This window comes from Rhodococcus sp. BP-332 (assembly GCF_019836065.1).
Lineage (GTDB): Bacteria > Actinomycetota > Actinomycetes > Mycobacteriales > Mycobacteriaceae > Rhodococcoides.
Map to the genome: position 1 here is coordinate 13,080 of NZ_JABUEC010000005.1, position 16,944 is coordinate 30,023.

The 16,944-nt window shown below is 67.2% G+C and carries 18 protein-coding genes; 17 read left to right on the plus strand and 1 reads right to left on the minus strand.

The window, feature by feature from the left end; translation table 11 throughout:
- The first annotated feature begins 2 nt into the window (after positions 1-2).
- The 7 genes from HQ314_RS18245 (at position 3) to HQ314_RS18275 (ending at position 5,764) form a co-directional block, all read left to right on the plus strand.
- Positions 3-533 carry a flavin reductase family protein gene (locus HQ314_RS18245; protein WP_042574546.1) on the plus strand — a complete coding sequence of 177 codons (531 nt, stop codon included), beginning with the start codon at positions 3-5 and terminating at the stop codon, positions 531-533.
- Positions 530-814: an antibiotic biosynthesis monooxygenase gene (locus HQ314_RS18250; protein WP_222650839.1), complete on the plus strand. Its 285-nt coding sequence runs from the start codon at positions 530-532 to the stop codon at positions 812-814. Before HQ314_RS18245 ends, HQ314_RS18250 begins: the two co-directional genes overlap by 4 nt.
- Before the next feature lie 142 nt (positions 815-956).
- Complete coding sequence (locus HQ314_RS18255) at positions 957-1,148, plus strand: ferredoxin (protein ID WP_042574547.1); 192 nt, start codon at positions 957-959, stop codon at positions 1,146-1,148.
- Positions 1,145-2,356, plus strand: a complete 1,212-nt coding sequence (locus tag HQ314_RS18260) for a cytochrome P450 (RefSeq protein ID WP_042574428.1) — start codon at positions 1,145-1,147, stop codon at positions 2,354-2,356. Before HQ314_RS18255 ends, HQ314_RS18260 begins: the two co-directional genes overlap by 4 nt.
- A complete protein-coding gene (locus HQ314_RS18265) occupies positions 2,353-3,744 on the plus strand; it encodes an MmgE/PrpD family protein (RefSeq protein ID WP_222650840.1) in 1,392 nt (463 codons plus the stop codon). The genes HQ314_RS18260 and HQ314_RS18265 overlap by 4 nt, the downstream gene beginning before the upstream one ends.
- A complete protein-coding gene (locus HQ314_RS18270) occupies positions 3,741-4,562 on the plus strand; it encodes a MaoC family dehydratase N-terminal domain-containing protein (protein ID WP_056449166.1) in 822 nt (273 codons plus the stop codon). The genes HQ314_RS18265 and HQ314_RS18270 overlap by 4 nt, the downstream gene beginning before the upstream one ends.
- A complete protein-coding gene (locus HQ314_RS18275; protein ID WP_222650841.1) occupies positions 4,559-5,764 on the plus strand; it encodes an NAD(P)/FAD-dependent oxidoreductase in 1,206 nt (401 codons plus the stop codon). Before HQ314_RS18270 ends, HQ314_RS18275 begins: the two co-directional genes overlap by 4 nt.
- Before the next feature lie 4 nt (positions 5,765-5,768).
- Here HQ314_RS18275 and HQ314_RS18280 read toward each other — a convergent pair whose 3' ends face one another.
- The gene (locus HQ314_RS18280; RefSeq protein WP_222650842.1) at positions 5,769-6,704 is read right to left on the minus strand and encodes a LysR family transcriptional regulator; all 936 of its coding nucleotides are present in this window, start codon (positions 6,702-6,704) and stop codon (positions 5,769-5,771) included.
- Between the two features lie 92 nt (positions 6,705-6,796).
- Here HQ314_RS18280 and HQ314_RS18285 point away from each other — a divergent pair, with 92 nt between their 5' ends.
- The 10 genes from HQ314_RS18285 to HQ314_RS18330 all read left to right on the plus strand — a co-directional run bounded on the left by HQ314_RS18285 (position 6,797) and on the right by HQ314_RS18330 (position 16,944).
- Positions 6,797-8,002: an FAD-dependent oxidoreductase gene (locus HQ314_RS18285; protein WP_222650843.1), complete on the plus strand. Its 1,206-nt coding sequence runs from the start codon at positions 6,797-6,799 to the stop codon at positions 8,000-8,002.
- Positions 8,003-8,035: 33 nt separating this feature from the next.
- Positions 8,036-9,196 carry a CaiB/BaiF CoA-transferase family protein gene (locus HQ314_RS18290; protein ID WP_222650844.1) on the plus strand — a complete coding sequence of 387 codons (1,161 nt, stop codon included), beginning with the start codon at positions 8,036-8,038 and terminating at the stop codon, positions 9,194-9,196.
- Between the two features lies 1 nt (position 9,197).
- Complete coding sequence (locus HQ314_RS18295; RefSeq protein ID WP_308119473.1) at positions 9,198-10,037, plus strand: CoA ester lyase; 840 nt, start codon at positions 9,198-9,200, stop codon at positions 10,035-10,037.
- 155 nt (positions 10,038-10,192) lie between these two features.
- The gene (locus HQ314_RS18300; protein WP_222650846.1) at positions 10,193-11,671 is read left to right on the plus strand and encodes an aldehyde dehydrogenase; all 1,479 of its coding nucleotides are present in this window, start codon (positions 10,193-10,195) and stop codon (positions 11,669-11,671) included.
- Positions 11,668-12,060, plus strand: coding sequence for a nuclear transport factor 2 family protein (locus tag HQ314_RS18305; RefSeq protein ID WP_222650847.1), 393 nt, complete (start codon positions 11,668-11,670; stop codon positions 12,058-12,060). The genes HQ314_RS18300 and HQ314_RS18305 overlap by 4 nt, the downstream gene beginning before the upstream one ends.
- A gap of 40 nt (positions 12,061-12,100) precedes the next feature.
- Complete coding sequence (locus HQ314_RS18310; RefSeq protein WP_222650848.1) at positions 12,101-13,117, plus strand: fumarylacetoacetate hydrolase family protein; 1,017 nt, start codon at positions 12,101-12,103, stop codon at positions 13,115-13,117.
- 2 nt (positions 13,118-13,119) lie between these two features.
- Complete coding sequence (locus HQ314_RS21820; protein ID WP_222650849.1) at positions 13,120-14,325, plus strand: VOC family protein; 1,206 nt, start codon at positions 13,120-13,122, stop codon at positions 14,323-14,325.
- Positions 14,326-14,375: 50 nt separating this feature from the next.
- A complete protein-coding gene (locus HQ314_RS18320) occupies positions 14,376-15,173 on the plus strand; it encodes an SDR family NAD(P)-dependent oxidoreductase (protein ID WP_285189199.1) in 798 nt (265 codons plus the stop codon).
- The gene (locus HQ314_RS18325) at positions 15,170-15,877 is read left to right on the plus strand and encodes an alpha/beta fold hydrolase (protein ID WP_222650851.1); all 708 of its coding nucleotides are present in this window, start codon (positions 15,170-15,172) and stop codon (positions 15,875-15,877) included. Before HQ314_RS18320 ends, HQ314_RS18325 begins: the two co-directional genes overlap by 4 nt.
- On the plus strand, positions 15,874-16,944 hold the full coding sequence (locus HQ314_RS18330; protein WP_222650852.1) for a maleylacetate reductase: 1,071 nt from the start codon (positions 15,874-15,876) through the stop codon (positions 16,942-16,944). The genes HQ314_RS18325 and HQ314_RS18330 overlap by 4 nt, the downstream gene beginning before the upstream one ends.

The following is a 16,944-nucleotide window of genomic DNA, read 5'->3' on the forward strand; positions in this document are numbered from 1 at the left end:
CGGTGACCGCCGCAGTGGCGCAGACGTTCGCAGGTCAGGCGAATGCCGAGGACTACCGTCACGTTCTGAGCCACGTGCCCACGAGCGTCTCGGTGATCACCGCGATGACCGAGAACGGTCCGGCGGGTATGACCGTCGGAACCTTCACCTCGGTGTCGCTCGACCCGCCCCTGGTCGCCTTCTACGTCGATCTGGGTTCGACTACCTGGCCGGTCCTGGCCGAGGCGGACCACTTCGGGATCAACGTTCTCGGTGCTCACGCCGGCGATCTCTGTCGCGCGTTCGCCCGACGGGGCGCCGAACGCTTCCTGGGGGTCGAGTGGAGTCCGTCCGGACACGGTGTGCCCTGGTTGTCCGACGCCATCGTCTCGATCGACTGCAGTCCGCACTCGGTGGACCGCATCGGTGATCACCTGCACGTGGTGGGTCGAGTGGAAGCCATCGCGCAGCAGCGTTCCGACGAACCATTGATCTTTCTGCGAGGTGGTTTCGTGGACATGTCGGCCATCGCGGACCGAGGTGTCGACCGATGATCGCCGAGCACGTGGAGATCCGGGTCAGGGAGGGGTGTGCCGGCGACCTCGAGAGCGGGTTCGACGAGATCCGCGCTCTGCTGCTGGCCGCACCGGGATGCTCCGACGCGGCGCTCGCCGCCAGCGTCGATCGTCAGGACACGTACCTGCTGACCGCGCGGTGGGCACGGCTCGAGGACCACACCGAGACGTTCGCAGGTTCGGAGTCCGGCGCTCGTGTGCGCCGCATCCTGGAGCCGCTCTGCGCAGAGATGCCGCGGGTGACGCACTACTGCTGCTGAGTCATGAGCCACTCGGCTACTCGCGCCCCTGCCATATTTTCACGCTATGGCAGGGGCGCTTTATTGATATTTGTCAAATGGTTGGAGCCGGCGAAGACTGTGTTCCACGCCATAAATTTTCGACCGAGTGAGGATGTTCGCCATGATCGACGTCACTGTTGATTTCGCCCGATGTGATGCCAACGGCACGTGTGCCGCGCTGATGCCCGACGTGTTCCGTATCGGCGACGACGGATTGTTGGTCCAGCTCGCAGAGTCCGTGCCGGACGATCGAGACCAGGACCTCGACGAAGCGATTCTCTGCTGCCCGATGGGAGCGATCTCGCGCTCATGACGACCTCACACGCTCTGGATCCGTTCGCACCCGATTCGCCCACCCATTCCGGTGGCGCAGCCGATGGCCAGTCGGTCATCCGCGGCGAGTACGGATACGCCGTCCTCGACTTCGCGCTCGCGACCACCGTTCTGCGCGACATGCGCTTCGTCAACGCTGCGCTGACGCTCATGGAACAGTTCGGCATCACCGACGGTCCGGTCCACGATTTCCGGGCCCGCAGCCTCATCATGGCCGAGGGCGCACGGCACATTCGGCTGCGGACCCCGCTCGCTCGATTCATGGGCCCGACGATGGTCGAGGACATTCGCGTCGAGCTCCGCACAATCCTCGCGGACATCGATCCGGGTGGCCGGTCCGACGGCCCGGTCGACTTCAACGAGACCGTGGCGCGGAAGATCCCGGCGCGGGTCTACTGCCTCCTCGCCGGAGCGCCCGCCGAGGACGCACCTCTGGTCGCCAGGTTGTCCGCGGGCACTCTCGCGCTGCTGCAACGAGATCCGAGTCTGAAGGACTCGATCTTGCAGTCCTACGACGAACTGTTCGCATACCTGACCTCGCTCATTGCACGCAAGCGCGAACAGGGACTGGGCAACGACATGCTCTCGTTCCTCATCGGCCAGGAGATCGAGGGAAAGCTCGATGCCGAGGAGTTGCTGAGCGAGGCGACGGCGATGCTCGAGGCCAGTTCGGTGAACACCTCCCACCAGACTGCTCTCGTCGTGTGGACACTCCTGCGGGAGCGGGAGACGTGGAAGCGCTTGCAGGAGGACCGATCCCTGGTTCCTGCCGCGGTCGTCGAGGCATGCCGGCTCTACCCCCGTCCCGGCATCGTCAGCAAGATCGCATCCGAGGACATCGACATCGCCGGCACGACCGTCCCGGCCGGATCCGATGTCCATGTCGCGGTGTGGTCGGCCAATCGCGATCCCGAACGCTTTCCGAACCCGGATGCCTTCGACATCGATCGTGAACGCGTGCAACCACTGACCTTCAGTACAGGTCTGCACGGATGCCTCGGACAGAGCCTTGCCAAGGTGGAGATGGAGGAGGTGGTGGGCTTCCTGCTCGACCGCTACCCCGATGCGACGGTGGTCGACGAGGGGACACGCATCGGACATGCCGGCGGACGCTGGCTCGTCGACTCGCTCGCCGTCGACCTCGGACCCGCACGCGCCGGCCGATCTGTCGCGGAGGCCACGCCGTGACCGCGGCAGCGCAGACGATCACCGAACACCTCGCGGCGCAGTGGGCAGACACGACGTACGACGATCTCCCGCGCGATGTCGTCGACGCCGTCAAGGACCACATCCTCGACACGCTGGCCGTCGCGCTCGTGGGTGCGAGCACACCTGAGGTGACGGCCGTGATCGACGCGTCCGTGTCGTTCTCGTCCTCGCCCACGGGATCCGTCGTCTGGGGGACCGGACACCGGTTCACCCCCGCGCACGCCGCCCTGGTCAACGGTACGTCGGCGCATGCCCGCGATTTCGACGACGGTGGCGGCGCGGGCCACGCCGGCTCGACGGTGCTACCTGCCGCACTGGCCGTCGGTGAACATGCCGGATCGACCGGGCGACAGGTGATCACCGCGGTCGTCGCGGGTTACGACGTGGGGTATCGCGCACTGCAATCGCTCGGTGGTTTCGCCGCGCACACCGATCGCGGCTGGCACACCAGCGGCACGATGGGCAGCCTCGGCGCAGCCGCAGCGGCGGCGTCGCTTCTCGGCGCCGACCGCGGAGCCTATGCCGACGCTCTCGGGATCGCGGGATCGTTCACCGGAGGTGTGTGGGCGTTCATCGACGACGGTGCGCTGACGAAACGTATCCACCCGGGCAAGGCCGGTGAGACCGGCGTCGACGCCGCGGTCCTGGCCGTCGGAGGCATCACCGGACCTCGGCGCATCTTCGAAGCCGAGTGGGGCGGCCTGCACTCGGTTCTCGCCGACGGGATCGGCCATCCCGAGCGCGCACTGCGGGATCTGGGTGTCGACTACAACGTCGCGACCTCCTATCTCAAGCCGTACGCGTGCTGCCGCGGGAGCCACTCCGCCGTCGACGCGGTGCGGAGGTTGATCGCCGAACGCGGCCTCGGTCCGGAGAACGTCCGGTCGGTGACGATCACCGCCGGCACCACCGCGGTGAACATGCTGTCGGTCTCGCCGATCGAGAACGTCTTCGACGCCCAGTTCAGCCTTCCTTACGCTGTCGCTCTCGCGCTGTGTGGCCGCGACCTCGGGCTTGCCGACTACGACCCGCCCCGTCACGGCGAGGCACGGATCGCCGATCTTCTGACGGCGATCTCGATGGAGGTGGACGACTCCATCGAGATCGAGGACGGTCCTCGGCTGTCCTTCGTGCTCACCGACGGCGAGACGATCACCGTGGACGCCGGAAACCCCACCGACGCACGCGGATCCGCGGTGCGCCCGCTCTCCCACGACGAGGTCGTCGCCAAGGCTACGTCGGTGCTCCGCCCACTGGGCGGGGACATTGCGTCTCGCCTGGTTTCTGCCGTGGAGAACCTCGACGACGCTCCCGACCTCACCGAACTCCTCGCCGTGCTGGCGGCCGAAAGGGTACCCACATCATGACCACGCCCGAGACGATCGCGCGGACCGAGGTGATCTCGGCCGAACCGGTCGAGTCGATGGCCGCACTTCTCGACATCGACGTTCCCCACGCACTCGGTGACACCGTGCCGCCGATCTGGCACTGGCTGCACCTGCTTCCTCGTGACCCGCAGGCAGATCTGGGCGAGGACGGACACCCGCTGACGGGGATCCCGGCACCGCCCGGTGGTGGTCGCCGGCGCATGTTCGGAGGAGGTCGCGTGACGACCTTCGGGGAGCTGCGGATCGGGGAGCCCGCGACGAAGGTGACCTCCATCGCGAAGTCGGTGGACAAGGTGGGCCGCACCGGTGCGCTGACGCTCACCACCGTGCTCCAGGAGATCACCCAGAACGGCGAACTGGTCATCCGCGAGGAACAGGACATCGTCTACCGGGAGGGTGGTTCTGCGCCCCTCCCGACACCCGCTCCGGCGGTCGATCCGGTGCGTGAGCCGTCGCTGTCCCTCCCGGTGAACGAGGCGCTCCTGTTCCGGTTCTCGGCGTTGACCTACAACGCGCACCGCATCCACTACGACCTCGACTGGTGCCGCCGAGAGGGATACGACGGGTTGGTGATCCACGGACCACTGCTCGCGTTCCTGATGGCCGATCACATGCGTCGCCAGGGAATCTCGCTGCTGAACCGGACGTTCGGGTACCGACTGGTCTCACCGATGACGCGGCCGCAGACAGTCACCGTGACCCCCGATGCCGACGGTCTCCAGGTCGGCGCCGAAGCGCGCAGCGCCGCGGGTGTCGTGTGCGCGGTGGGCACGCTGTCCGACGGGCCGCAGCGATGAGCGCCGAGACCGACGTTCTGATCGTGGGCGGGTCCGTGGCTGCGGTCCGTGCGGCCGAGGCGATCTCGCGGCATGCGCCCGCTGTTCGAGTGACGATGGTCAGCGACGAGCCGCACCTACCGTACGAGCGGCCACCACTGTCGAAGACCGCACTCGACGGCACCCTCGACCTCTCGGCATTGACCTACCCCTCCGTCGCAGGTCTACGCGAGCACGGAGTGGAGTTCGTGACCGATACCCGAGTCACCTCTCTCGATGTCGAGGGCCGCACGGTCTCCACGACCGCCGGTGACATCACCTACGGCGCAGCGATTCTGGCAACCGGATGCGAACCGATCTTTCCGCCGATGTTCCGACAGCTCCCCGACGTGTTCGTGCTGAGGCGCTTCCAGGACGCTGTCGCCCTCCGCGCCGCGGTGGCTGATCGACGAAAGTCGGTGGCCGTCATCGGAGCCGGCTTCATCGGTGGGGAATTCGCCGCCACGCTGGCGACGGTCGGACGACCCGTCACCATCGTCGATCTCGCTACGAAACCTCTGGGCCGGTTCGGGGACCCGGTGGCTTCCGAATACACGGCGCTGCATCGAAATTCCGGTGTGACGCTCGTGCTCGGGGACGCGGTGACCGGAGTCGAAGACGCCGAGCCGGGCAGAGTGCTCCGCCTGGCCAGCGGTGCCACTGTCCCGGCCGACGTCATTCTTCTCGGTATCGGCGTTCGACCGTCGACGGGCTGGATGGAGGATTCGGGACTGACGCTGGAGAACGGGGTGGTGTGCGATGCGACGTTGCGTGCGGCGCACGGCGTGTACGCGGCCGGCGATGTGGTCACCTGGCCCAACGGGCGATTCGGTGCGACGATGCGCATCGAGCACTGGACCAACGCGGCCGAGCAGGGCCGCGCGGCCGGAATCAACGCGGCCAACGCCGTGACGGGCCTGGCCCCGATCGACTGTGTCACCGTGCCCTACTTCTGGTCCGATCAGCACGGTGTCCGCATCCAGTTCTCGGGATTCCTCCGAGGTGACGAGGAGATAATCGAGTGCCCGGGTCCGGGCGGATCCCTGTACCTGTACGCCGGCGGCGACACGCTCCACGGTGTGCTGGCATTCGAGCGGCGCGCCGAGTTCGTGAAGATCCGGGCGATGCTCCGTCGTGAGACGACGGTCGGCGCGGCCCGTGACATCCTGTCCGTCGGAGCCTAGCGTGTCAGTCCGTCGACCGCTGGGCCGCCGAACTGTCGTCGCCGCGGCGGTGCAGCACGTCGACGAACTGTGCAGCGACAGGGGTGATGACGCCTCCTCGACGGGTCACGACGGCGAGCGGCAGATCCGGCCAGCCGCCCTGCACCTCCACCGTCATCACACCCGGGTGATGCTCTGCCAGAACGGTACTGATGACGGAGATTCCTACACCGGCGGCGACGAGACCTGCCGCGGTTTCGACGGTGGGGACGGATACGACCGACTCCGGGCTGCCGCCGACGGCGGCGAATCTGTCGTCGATCAGTCGGGACAGACTGCGTGCCCCCGGCACCCGGGACGGCAGGATCCACCGCTCGCCCCGCAGATCCTCGAGAGCAACCCGCTTCTGCGCGGCGAGGTGCGACGACCCCGACACCACCAGAGTCAGTGGCGAGTGCGCGATGATCGTCGTGTCGAAGGCGACGTCGTTCACCATGGGCAGGGGTTCTTCCACCAGGACGGGAACGACGGCAAGATCGAGGTAGCCGTCCGCCAGGTTCTCGAGGAGAACCAGAGGATTGGCGTCGGCGAGTTCGAACGTGATGCGCGGATACTCCGTCAGGAAGTCGGATACCGCGCTGTTGACCACGTGCCACAACCCGATCGGTTCCGCGCCGATACGGAGTTCGCCGTCCAGACCCTGCCCCATGGACCTGAGCGCCGCCGTGATGCGCTGCTCCTCGGCCACGAGTCGCCTGCCCGCGTTCTGCAGGTAGCGCCCGGCGTCGGTGAGGGTCACGCCGCGCGGATGGCGCTCGAGAAGCCGGACGGCGAGCTCGGATTCCAGTTTGGTCATCGCAGAGCTGAGCGGGGGCTGCGACAGATGCAGGATACGTGCCGCCTCGGTGATGGATCCGGCATCCGCAACGGCGAGAAAGTAAGTGACGCTCCGGATGTCCATGCGCCGAGTGTATGGCAGGGCCCCTGCAATGGCATTGGCCTTTCGGGGACGAGTGCAGGATCGTGAACAATCAGGCGAGTGATGGAGGAACAGTGTCCGAAGATCAGCAGGTTACAGTGATCGGGGCCGGCCCTACAGGGCTCCTGACCGCCCTCGGCCTGGCTCGACAGGGCGTCACGGTCACGGTCGTCGAGCGGGCGCCGGGTCTGCAGGACACGCCGCGGGCCATCGTGTACCACTGGTCCACCCTGGACGGCTTGGCGCGACTCGATCTACTCGACGACGCCGGTCGTGCCGGATTCTTCAAGCAGGACTACGCCTATCGAGTCCGTGCCACCGGCGAGATCATCTCGTACGGTCTCGCGGCGCTCGACGGCAAAGTCGAGCGACCCCACAACCTGCACCTCGGTCAGGGCGCCCTCGCCGCGGTCGTACTCGACAGACTCGAGGCTTTCGACAACGTCCGGGTGCTGTGGGGCCACGAGGTCACCGCGATCGAGCAGGACGCGACCGGAGTGAGTGTGTCGGTGCGCGGTGCCGACTCGGAGGACGTCCTGCGCTCGGAGTGGCTCGTCGGTGCCGACGGGGCCGGCTCGGCCGTCCGGCGCCTGTCGGGACTCGAGTTCGAGGGCATGACATGGCCGGAACGTTTCGTCGCCACCAACATTCGCTTTCCCGACGACCGTGAGGGATGGGCGCAGTCCACCTTCTACCTCGACGACGTGTACGGCGCGATCATCGCCAAGATCGACGAGTCGGGTGATCACGGGCTGTGGCGGTACACGTACATGGAGGACGCGGATCTCCCCGCGGATTCGATCGACGACCGCATGCCACGCTTCCTGTCCGCGGTGTTCGGGCACGAGGTGGCCGACCGGATCGAGGTCGTCGCCACGTCCCCGTACCGGATGCATCAACGCGCCGCATCCGCCTTCCGGGTGGGCCGGGTATTGCTCGCCGGTGACGCCGCGCACGCGACGAACCCGACGGGTGGACTCGGACTGACCATGGGCCTGTTCGACGCCTACTCGCTCATCGAAGGTCTGGGTGCTGTCGTCACCGGTCGAGCGAGCGACGACGTTCTCGACGAGTTTGCGCGACAACGACGGTCGGCATTCGTCGACAAGGCGAGTCCGCGCGCATCGTCGAACAAGAAGCTGCTGTTCCACTCGTCCGATCCCGTGCAGCGAGATCGGGATCTGGACATGTTCCGCCGGATGTCGCGGGACCGCGAGTTCGCGGCCGACGTCCTGTACTTCACCAAGACCCTCGAAAGTCCGTCGCTGCTCTCCGTGTAGCGCGACCACCACCCGAAACGAAGGTGTACCACCATGAATCCTCTCGACGGACTCACGATCGTGTCGCTGGAACAGGCCGTCGCGGCGCCCTTCGCCACGCGGCAGCTCGCTGATCTCGGCGCCCGCGTCATCAAGATCGAGCGACCCGGCGTGGGCGACTTCGCCCGTGGCTACGACGAGACCGTGCACGGGCTGGCCAGTCACTTCGTGTGGCTGAATCGTTCGAAGGAATCCGTGGCGCTCGACCTCAAGTCGGACGAGGGGCGTGCGGCGGTCCACGCGCTCGTCGGTCAGGCCGACATCTTCGTGCAGAACCTCGCCCCGGGTGCTGCCGAGCGGCTGGGGCTCGGTGCCGAGGATCTGCGTGCCCGCCACCCCCGGCTCATCCACGTCTCGATCTCCGGGTACGGACGCGGCGGACCGTACTCGTCGAAGAAGGCGTACGACCTGCTCGTGCAGTGCGAGGCCGGTCTCGTCTCGATCACCGGAACGCAGGACGAGCCGTCGAAAGTCGGAATCTCCATCGCGGACATTGCATCCGGGATGTACGCCTACTCCGGCGTCCTGACCGCGGTGATCCGCCGCGACCGCACAGGTGAGGGCGCCACCATCGAGGTGTCCATGCTCGAGGCGCTCGCCGAGTGGATGGGGTTCCCCCTCAACTATGCCATGTACGGCGGATCGTCCCCGTCGAGGACCGGCGCCAGGCACGCGGCGATCGCCCCGTACGGGCCGTTCACCTGTGGGGACGCGAGCGAGGTGTTCCTGGGTATCCAGAACGAGCGCGAATGGGCGACGTTCTGCGACGTCATCCTCGACACCCCGGCGCTGGCGAACGACCCGCGGTTCCTCCGCAACTCGAGCCGGGTCGAGAACAACGCAGAGTTGCGCAGTGCCATCGAGGCCGTCTTCGCCTCCGACACAGCGGAATCGGTGGCGGAGAAATTGGAGCAGGCGGGTATCGCGAACGCGCTGCTGCGTACGATGGACGGCCTTGCGGCGCACCCGCAGCTCGCCGCCCGGGATCGGTGGCGGACCTACGATTCGCCGGCCGGTCCGCTGCGTGCGCTGGTACCGCCGGTCACGATGTCGGACGCGGCGCCGGTCATGGGCGCAATTCCCGAGGTGGGTCAGCACACCGACGCCGTGCTCGCGGAGTTCGGCATCGTGTCACCGGTCGTCACCGGTGCGTGACGTGAGGCCCGATCGACCGTCGGTCGACCACGCCTCCACATTCCTCTTCGTTCCGGGAGATCGCCCCGAGCGGTTCGACAAAGCCGCGCGCGCCGGCGCCGACATGGTCATTCTCGATCTCGAGGACGCCGTGGCAGAGGAGGCGAAAGCCGCAGCGCGCACACACGTGGTGCGTTGGCTGTCGGAGGGCGGAATCGGCTGTGTCCGGGTCAATGCGGTCACGAGCGATCATCACCACGACGACATCGAAGCTCTGTCGGACGTCGCGGGCCTCTGCAGCGTGATGGTTCCGAAGGCGGACGTCACCGTGGACTGGGCCGGAATCGAGCGGAGCGTGCGCGGACAGGCCGTCGCGCTGGTCGAGACGGCCGCGGGCCTGGACTGCGCGGCTGCTCTCGCACGCGACCCGGACGTGGCGCGGCTGGCGTTCGGCCACCTGGACTACGCCGTCGATCTCGGCGCCGAACCGTCTCGGGCGGCGATGATGCACGCCCGGTCCGGGTTGGTCCTGGCATCGAGATTGGGCGGCAAGCCACCGCCGGTCGACGGTGTCACCACAGCGCTCGGCGACGTGAGTGCTCTCACCGACGACATCAGGCATGCGCAGGAGATGGGTATGGGCGGCAAACTCCTGATTCATCCGTCGCAGGTCGACCCGGCCAGGCGCGCGTTCGCGCCCTCCCACGATCAGGTGGAGGCCGCGCGCAGGATCGTCGCGGCTGCCCTGTCGGGGGCTGCCGTGAATGTCGACGGGTTCATGGTGGACGCGCCCGTGCTTGCTCGCGCTCACCGCGTCCTGCACTCCGCCGGCGTGGGTTCCGCGCCGTCTTCGGCCGGATAGCGCGAGCGCCGGAACTGCAGTGATACGCCCCAGGCATGGTGGCCGGGAACATCCTGGCATTGCAGCGACTGTGTGCCGGCGCACAGACTCGACAGTGACCGGAGTCTCACTCCACGGTCGTCGCCCTTCGTTCCGAGTACCGAGGAGAATCCCTGATGTCCGTCACCGTCGACAGGCCAAGCAGTCTGGATCGCACCCGCTTCTTCATCGACGGCGAGTGGGTCGATCCCGTGCGGATCGAGCTGAGGGACCAGATCGAGGCAGCCACCGGTGAACGCCTCGGCGTCGCTGCTCTCGCCGGCGAGGCCGACGTCGATCGCGCCGTTCGCGCGGCCCGTCGGGCACTGGACGATGGCCCGTGGGGCCGCACCACCGCGGCCGAGCGCGCCACCGTGTTGCGCGCCTTCGCCGACGCCCTGGACGCGCGAGCCGGAGACACGGCCACCTTGGTAAGCCGCGAGAACGGCATGATTCTCGGTCTGTCGCAGGCACTCAACGGCGGTGCGCCCGGTGCTCTGCTGCGGATGTACGCGGACATCGTGGAGGCGCTTCCGCTCGAGTCGGTGCGACCGAGCCAGGCGGGTTCGACCATCGTGCGTCGTCTCCCTGTCGGGGTTGTCGGCGCGATCGCGCCGTGGAATTTCCCGCAGGCGCTCGCGATGTTCAAGATCGCGCCCGCTCTGGCCGCAGGCTGCACCGTTGTTCTCAAGCCGTCGCCCGAAACTGCGCTGGACTCCTATGTTTTCGCCGATGCGGCACTCGAGGCCGGCCTTCCGGCAGGTGTCCTGAACATCGTCCTGGGCGACCGTGACGCGGGTGCCGCTCTGGTGTCGCACCCGCTGGTCGACAAGATCGCGTTCACCGGTTCGACCGAGGCCGGACGCATCATCGGTCAGGAGTGCGGACGACTGCTTCGGCGATCGACGCTGGAGCTCGGTGGCAAGTCCGCTGCAATCGTCCTCGAGGACGCAGACATCGATACGGTGCTCGCGGGTCTGGACAACGCGTCCTTCCTCAACAACAGCCAGACCTGCACCACTCAATCGCGGATCCTCGTCGCCCGGTCGCGGTACGAGGAGGTCGTCGAGGCCATCGGACACTTCGCCGACTCCTACGTGCTCGGTGATCCACTGGACGCCGCCACCACGATGGGCCCGATGGCTACCAGCGGCCATCGCGACAAGGTGTTGGGCTACATCGACATCGCCAAGAACTCCGGTGCACGCCTCGTCGCGGGCGGCGAGCGCCCTGCGCATCTCGACCGCGGCTGGTTCGTGCAGCCGACGGTCTTCGCGGACGTCGACAATGGCGATCGCCTGGCGCGGGAAGAGGTGTTCGGGCCGGTGATGGCGCTGATCCCGTTCGAGGACGACGCCGACGCCGTCCAAATGGCCAACGACAGCAACTACGGACTGGGCGGCTCGGTGTGGAGCGCCGACGAGGACCGGGCATTGGCGGTGGCCCGTCAGGTGCGCACCGGGACGATCGGTTTGAACTACTACACACTGGATCTCGGTGCACCCTTCGGCGGGTTCAAGGATTCCGGTCTCGGACGCGAACTCGGCCCCGAGGGTATCGACGCGTACCTGGAGTACCAGTCCGTCTACGCCTCGACGCGCTACCTCGACGCATGAGCGGCCGATCTCCGGCCGACGTCGTGACCGCATACTTCGCCGGGGTCACCGCCGGTGACGCCGGCGCGGTGACCGCGCTCTTCGCACCCGACGCGGTGCTGAGCAACGCCGCCGGCACCCTGACCGGATCCGACGCCATCGGGCGGATGTACGAGGGTGGGCTGAACGGCACCACCACGATGCGTCCGTCGCCGCGACGCCTGCTGGTCGACGGTGACGACGTCGCCGTGGAGATCGATCTCGACGTGAACGGCAACGTCGTCGTCCTCGGCGACTTCTTCACGGTGCGCGACGGACTGATCACCTCTTTGGCGATCTACAGCCTCACACCCGCCGGAGGGCGCCTGCTCGACGACGTCGGGGTCGATCCGTCCGCACCGACGACGTGACTCGGTCACCACTGACTCACTCACCACAACAGGGAGATTCATGAAGATCGCAGTTTTCGGACCGCACCGCCGCGTGGGAGCCGTCGTCGACGGGACCGTCGTAGACCTCCATGCGGCCTATATCGCCTACCTGACGGAGAAGGAGCCGACCCCACGGGCATCGGCACGAGCGGATCATGAAGTTCCGTGGGACCTGAATTCGTTCATCGAGCAGGGGGACAGCGCGTTGGCCGGTGCCCGCGCTGCACTCGATCACCTCGCCGAACGATCTGATACGAGGGGAGTCGACGGGGAGCAACTGGTGTTCGACCTGGGCGAGGTCACGCTGCACGCGCCGATCGAGAGCCCGTCGCGCATCTTCGCCGCGCTGGCCAACTTCGCGGATCACATGCAGGCGGCAGCGGACAATACGTCGAGTGGAACCGACAAGGCGACCCTCGACCGATTGGTGTCGGGTGGGCCCAAGTACTTCATCAAGGATCCCCGAGTGGTGTCCGCGGACGGTGACGATCTGTCCTACCCCGCCCGCACCGACTTGCTGGACTACGAGGCCGAGGTCGCCGTGGTCCTGGGTCGGCGCGGGAAGGACATCGCCGCAGCGGATTTCGACCGGTACATCTACGGCTACACCCTGGTCAACGATTGGTCGATCCGAGACAACATCTCCTTCGGCCCGGACTTCCAGTACTCGAAGAACTTCGACGGTGCGGCGAGCGTCGGTCCGTGGATCGTCGTCGACGAGGGACTGGATGCGCAGGACATTCCCGTCGAGGCACGCGTCAACGGCGAGGTCCGACAGAGCGGTAGTACCAAATCCATGATCCACTCGTTCGCCGCGTTGGGGGAGTACCTCTCCCGTGACTCCACCCTCTTCCCGGGAGATCTCATCAGCGGCGGCACCCCGAAGGGCACCGCCGTCGACTCGAGCACCAAGAACGCGGACGGCGGCTTCGACGACGACTCCAAGTTCCTGAACCCCGGCGATGTCGTCGAGATCAGCTCGACTGCACTGGGTTCCATCACCAACACCGTCACCGGAACGCGGAAGGGGCACTAGTCGTGGCCGCGAAGAAATACTCCGTCGGCGGAGTGACGTACGACCGCCCCTTCAAGATCCGCCGGCTCAACCACTTCGGAATCAGCGTCGCCGACACCGGTGACGCCGTAGCGTTCTACCGCGACCTTCTCGGATTCGTGGTGGCCGACATGCTCGACCTGAACAAGTACGACCCGGGACCCTGGCTCGACGGTCTCCCGGACACCCGCATCTACTTCCTGCGCCACAACAGCGACCATCACACCCTCGTGCTCATGCCGCGGGCCTGGGTGGACAAGAACGAGAGCCCGGCTCGGGACGACATCACGGTCAACCAGATCACGTGGCAGGTCGGTTCGCTGCGCGAGGTCGTCGAGGCACGTCTGTGGCTCGAGGAGCAGGGCTCGAAGGTCGACCGGTACGGGCGCGATCCGGGGTCCAACTGGCACACCTACTTCCCGGATCCGACGGGTCACACGAACGAACTCGAGTACGGCATCGAGCAGGTCGGTTGGGACGGGGTCAGCAAGCCGGAGATCATGTGGCCGTGGGCGAACGAGCATCCGGCGCTGCCCACCCGCTCGGAGGGAACCGAGCTCGACGATGCGGAGAAGGCCGGCATCGATCTGACCTCGGGACACCGGTGGGTCGACACTCTCCCCAAGACGCACGACGTGGGGGGCGTGCTGTTGTCCCGTCCGTTCAAGCCCGTACGCATTGGCCCCGTGAGCATCTTCGTCTCCGATCTCGATGCCGCTGTGCGCTTCTACACCGAGACGCTCGGCCTCGTCGTGTCCGAGGAGACGTCGGTACTCGGCCATCGCGCCGTTTTCCTGCGTGCCAACACCGAGCACCACAGCATCGCTCTGTTCCCCGTCGAGGCACGCGAGCCGCTCGGGTTGGGTGACGAGACGACGCTGCTCGCCTTCGGTGTCCAGGTGGGATCGTACGAGCAGCTGCGGGCCGCACGGACTTTCCTGGAGGGCAGGGGCGTGAAGCTCGTCGACCTCCCGCCGGAGATCCACCCCGGCATCGACTACGTCCTGCACGCGGTGTCACCGGACGGACACGTCATGCAGCTCTACTACTACATGGAGCAGGTCGGCTGGGACGGTGCCGTGCGTCCGAAGTCGGGTCGTCGCGTGGTGGAGGCCGGCGTGTGGCCCGAGACCCTGGAGCCGATGTCCGACACATACGGCGGCGAGACCTTCTGGGGTCCGCTCGGCTGATGTCCGCTTCTCGGCGAACCCGTCCGTTCACATCACGTCATAGGAGATCCGTGTCCGACCACACCACCGTCACCCGCGTCGCCGCCGTCAGCGGCGCCGCACAGGGCCTGGGAGCCGAGATCGCCGAACGTCTGGCGAGAGCGGGCTTCTCACTGGCTCTCCTCGACCTGCAGGACACGGGCCTGAAGAACACCCGAGCCCACATCGAGGAGCTGCACCCCGGCATCGAGGTCGTCACCGTCGTCGCCGATCTCGCGGACGAGGCGGCCGTCGTGGCGGCGTTCCAGCAGATCGACGAACGCTTCGGCCGACTCGACGCCCTGGTCAACACTGCGGGAGGAAGCGGTACCGACCCGGTGCGTTCACTCGCGGATCTCGGGGTGGACGTGTGGCGCAGGGTGGTGGACAACAATCTCACCAGTGCGTTTCTCTGCAGCCGAGAAGCGGTGCAGCTCATGCTCCGACACGACTATGGCCGTATCGTCAACTTCTCGTCGGCGGTGGCGAAGGGGCTCTCGGGCCCCTCGGGGACGGTCGGTGCACGTCTGCCCTATGCCGCGTCGAAGGCCGCCGTGAACGGTCTCACCAAGCAGCTGGCGAAGGACCTGGGGACCACCGGAATCACCGTCAACGCGGTGTCTCCGGGACTGGTCCTCCCGGACGCGGGTCGAGTACGGGACATCTTCGATGCGCTCCCCGCCGATGCACAGGCGGCCACGCGAGCAGCGATACCGCTCGGCCGCACCGGAACCGGATCGGAGATAGCCGAAGCGGTGGTCTATCTGGTGTCCGAGCACGCGGGCTTCACATCGGGATGCATCCTGGCAGTCGACGGAGCAGCGACATGACAGCACTCCCGCTCGTCTTCGTCCCCGCACTCGGGTCGGACGAACGTCTCTGGCAGCCCGTCGCCGACCTGCTGGCGGACTCGATCGAGACGATCGTGATTCGCGGAGAAGGCTCATCGATCTCGGCGATGGCGGACAGCGTCCTCGAGCAATGCCCCCCACGGTTCGCCGTCGCGGGGAACTCGATGGGAGGCTACGTAGCCCTCGAGGTAGCGCTCCGGATGTCACCGCGGGTGTACGGCCTCGCTCTGCTGAACTCGTCTGCGATCGCAGCGGACGCCGGGCGTCGGGAGAACTCTCGTCGCATCATCGAGATGGTGCGCGGGGGTCGCTTCGACGAGGCGGTGACCGCGATGTCAGGTGCTGTAGCACCCCGTCGGCAGGAGGTCGCCGATCTTGCCGCGACGATGGCACGCGACCTGGGCGAGGACGTCCTCGTCGCCCAGCAGGTCGCCGTGATGACCCGACACGATCGCCGGGACGAACTGACGTCTCTCACCGTGCCCACCCTGGTGATCGCCGGCACCGACGACGCCATCACACCGAGTGTCCTGGGGCGTGAGGTCACCGACCTGGTCCCGGCCGCGGAACTGGTCGTGCTCGCGGGAGTGGGCCATCTGTCGACGCTCGAAGCACCGGAATCCGTGGCCGCGAACCTCTCTCGCTGGCACGCCGCGCTGACCCACTCCGTGGTGCGAACATGATGGCCTTCGACCACACCACCCTCGCGCAGCGAGTGCTGTTCCAGCACGGTCGCGTCGTGGACAACGTGGAGGCCGCGGTCGCCGCACTGTCCGGCGCTCGGGTTCTGCTCGTTGCCGACACCTCGGTGGCTGCGGTGGCGGACGCAGTGGCGACACGGATCCCGGTGGTCGCCAGGATCGGCGAGATCGTCCAGCACGTACCCGTGGAACACGGCGACGCAGCCGTGGCGATCACCAGGAGCGAGAACGTCGACCTGGTGGTGTCCATCGGTGGAGGGTCCGCCACCGGACTCGCCAAATACGTCGCTCGCGACACCGGGACACCGATCGTCGCGGTTCCGACGACATTCGCCGGATCCGAGGCAACCGACGTGTGGGGGCAGACCGCGGGCGATCGGAAGACCACCGGGTCGAGTCCGGCGGTGCTCCCTCGGACGGTCGTCTACGACGCCGAATTGTTCGCGACGCTGCCCGCCGACCTTGCCGTGGCGTCGGGACTCAACGCGCTCGCGCACGCGGTGGACGGCTTCTGGGCACCTCGCGCCGACCCGATCAACACCGCGCTGGGGACCGAGGGAATCCGGGCACTGGTTCCCGGGCTCCGTGGGATCGCCGCCGACGCAGACGACCTCGATGCACTCGAACGCACCCTGTACGGGGCCTATCTGGCCGCCGTCGCATTCGCGTCGGCGGGGAGTGGACTGCACCACAAGATCTGCCATGTGCTCGGCGGTGCCTTCGATCTGGCCCATGCGCAGACCCACGCCGTCGTGCTGCCGTACGTCATGGATCTGTTCGCGTCGACGGCTCCGGATGCCGCGTCGCGAGTGTCACACGCGGTGGGCGGCCCCGACGCCGCATCCGGCCTGTTCGCCCTGCGCGAGGAGCTCGGTGTAGTCGGATCGTTGCGGGAACTCGGTATGCCGGAGGGCGGCATCGACGATGCTGCAACGCGGGTCGCGGCACTCGTACCACCGTCCACTCCGCGTCCTGTCGACCCAGCGATGCTTCGTGCGCTGATCGGCGCCGCGTGGGCAGGTGCCCCTCTGGGACATCACGACAACTGA